Source organism: Pseudomonas sp. 10S5 (genome assembly GCF_035019745.1).
Classification (GTDB): Bacteria; Pseudomonadota; Gammaproteobacteria; order Pseudomonadales; family Pseudomonadaceae; genus Aquipseudomonas.
In genome coordinates this window covers 1-2,840 of record NZ_JASJVL010000039.1, presented here as the reverse complement: position 1 = coordinate 2,840, position 2,840 = coordinate 1, and the positions used below count along the sequence as shown (strand labels likewise).

Annotated in this window: 2 protein-coding genes and 1 pseudogene; all 3 read right to left on the bottom strand. The window is 59.4% G+C overall.

Annotated features, from left to right (window positions below; translation table 11 throughout):
- Nucleotides 1–1,715, bottom strand: a pseudogene (locus QN378_RS23250) (hypothetical protein); the annotation flags it as partial.
- A gap of 1 nt (nucleotide 1,716) precedes the next feature.
- Nucleotides 1,717–2,268 (bottom strand): DUF4123 domain-containing protein, encoded by a 552-nt coding sequence (locus QN378_RS23245; protein ID WP_323551160.1) that lies wholly within the window; start codon nucleotides 2,266–2,268, stop codon nucleotides 1,717–1,719.
- Nucleotides 2,265–2,840: bacteriophage T4 gp5 trimerisation domain-containing protein (locus QN378_RS23240; RefSeq protein ID WP_416350639.1), on the bottom strand; the 576-nt coding region annotated here is incomplete at its 5' end. The genes QN378_RS23245 and QN378_RS23240, both read right to left, overlap by 4 nt.

The following is a 2,840-nucleotide window of genomic DNA, read 5'->3' as shown; positions in this document are numbered from 1 at the left end:
TCATCATTGGCAATGTGTTGGATTAGCCGTTGTCCGTCGCTGGGGTCTGAGCCGCTTTTGCTCAGCCCCGTTACGGCGTCGCCGACCTCACCATTGACTGCCAGGGGGTCGGTCTGAGAGGGCCGGGTCGCCAAGCTGGCAAACAGTTGACTGACAAAATGCAGCGCGGCGACATAATCGAAGCCCTCCATGCTCAGGTGATCAGCAAGGGTCTGTTGGGTTCGCCGGGTTGTCAGGCATTCGCTCAGCAGTGCCTGGCTCATCTCCAGCGACCGCCAGAGCTGCTGGCGTTCACCGCTGGCGGTGAACCGATTGACGTCGATCCGACCTTGAAGCTTCAGTGCATTCAGGTTTTTATGCAGCGGATTGATACCGCCGCCCAGGGTGGATGGTACGACCAGTTGTTGCACCAGCAAGGCGCTGGCGTGATGCGCGTGGCGGCTGGCGCGGGCGGCGCAGAGTTGCAGCAGATTTTGTTGATCGTTGATTCGGGTGTGCAGGTGGCGCAGCCGATAATGCGGGTCTTGCAGCATAACGCCGTACAGATTGCGTTGGCGTGCGCGGTGCAGCACGTCCGGGACTTCGGGCTGTTCGTGCCAGAGCTCGTCGCCAAGCTGCGGCGTACACAGTTCTCCTATCCAATGCGCCCACGCACCGGTTTCGAGGGCCGTCGCTTGGTAGGCCGCCTCGCCGCGCTCAGAGCGGGTGACGTGGGCGTGCGCTTCGCTCAGCGCAATAACCGGAAACTGTCCACTCAAGTCGCACAGATAACGCGCCGGTTGGTCCAGCAGCCACTCATAACCTGGCTGGCGTGCTCGTTGTGGCGCGACCCTGCTGACTGGAAATGCGTGAGTGTCGTAATTTAGCCAACTGACGTGAGCATCGGCGGCTGCTTGAGGGCGCACTTTATCGTGAGCGTTAAGTGCACCCAATGCCTCAAGCATTGCAGTGCCATCAGGTTTGTTGTGAAAAAGCCGCTCGAACGTGGCAAGAGAACTTCGCAGGTTCGGGCTTTGGCAGCGTTGTCTGCGCAGCGCCGAGTCGTTCTCCAGACAGCGCAATCGCGGACCGGACAATTGGATTTCGCTGAAGCACAGTTGGGGCGCTACCGGCAGGTTATTCCAGCTAGACGGCAGCCAGATATCTTCCAGTGCTTGCCCAGTCGCGAGCCGTAAACGGGGTTCGATTTCGTCCCCCATGCGGTATTCATTGAAATCGACGTCGTGGTAGGTGGTCCGTTCATCGTCGACCCGCACTTCCAGCTCGCGCCACACTCGACCGTTGAGGAACACGTAGATGAAACCCGCGCGGCACAACACTGGGGTGCCGTTATCGTGGGTGCTGTTGACACCGGGCAGCGCGACGAAGGGCACCACCGGGACGATCTGATTCCATTGACCGTCGAACTGACGTGGGGTGATCGAGACTTCAGGCAGCGGCACCCGAATCGGTGCGCCTTCGACGCTGGCGATCTCCAGCCACACGCGGTGTTTGAAGGTGCTGGACCAGCTCCAGACGTGCAGAGCGCTGTTCAGTAAAAACTCGCCGGTGAGGGTTTCGGGGCGGTCCGAATCAGTCAGGGCATCCAGTCGTTTCAAACTGTCGTGCTCATAAAACGCCAGCCGCTGGGTATCGGGATGGCCGTTGCCGGTGACCTGCACGATCAGCTTGTTGACTTCGCAGCAAGGGCCGCTGCTCAGTGTGCTCTGCGTCATGTCAGGACTCCTGTCCGTTGGAAATCGTTGATTGAAGTGGCTGATTCAAAGATTGGCTTTGCTCGACGCTGATCGATAACCAGGAGGGAGTGTTGGCGGGGAGCCAATGAGCGGCATGGGGGTTGTTGCGGGTTTGCCATTTGATCGCGTCGGCCGAGTACCAATGCACACGGTTAATTGGGCCGAGCCAGTCGGCAATATTTTCATCGGTACAGGCTGAAAAGAGCCGCTCGGCAACAGCGGGATGCCAGTAGCGCAACATGCCTATGCGGGTCTGCTCAAAGCGGACGATGAGGAGGTGTCGCAAGTGCGCCAGCAACGCGTCGTGGGAATTTTCGCTTTCGATAATCAGCCCTGGCCAATCACAAGGCGCCTGCCGCACTGAGTGCGAGAGTGCCTGTTTAGCGTCGTCCGTTACTAACAGTGGGCTTGAATCCACGTATGCAGCCATCTCTGTCGAAGCAAATAGTGGCGTTAATTGCGGATGGTCGACCTGCCGAAATAGCTCGGCCAGCAGCGATTTTCTAGGTTCCAGCAGCATCCAGATGCTCATGCGTGCGCCCCCTTGCTCATGGCTTCTCGGCAAGGACAGTCTGCAAGCGGGCAGTCCATCGGCGTGCCGTCTTTGGGCTTTTGGCACAATTCGATCATCGTGTCTGTGCCAGACAGCTTTTGCTGAATAGCCGGATCGGGCATAGCGACTGGGGCAAGTACTGCAGCCTCCAACCCATCTATACCGCCCGGCGCCATTGGAGCCGCGGGCATGCCCGGCAGCGGCGCGCCACCCAGCATAATGGGCACGCTGGAGAAAATGCCCGCCGGCGTGATGACCAGATGCTGCCCACCCGCCGCCAAGGTCAGGGTGACCCCGGCGTTAACGATGAAATTGACGCCAGACTTGTAATGCACGTCTTGCCCGGCTTCGATCACCAAAGCGCTGGCCACGCGGGTATGGCTGGAGCCTGCGACTTGCAAATGATCCCCCGCGGACAACTGCACTTTGCGGTCGCTGCTGATGGTTTGGTGGTGTTCGGCTTCGAGCACTGAAACGCTGTTGCCCTTGATCGTTTCCAAGCGCTGGCCGCGCACTTCAAGGCGGCTGTCGTTCTGAACCAGTTGCTCCAT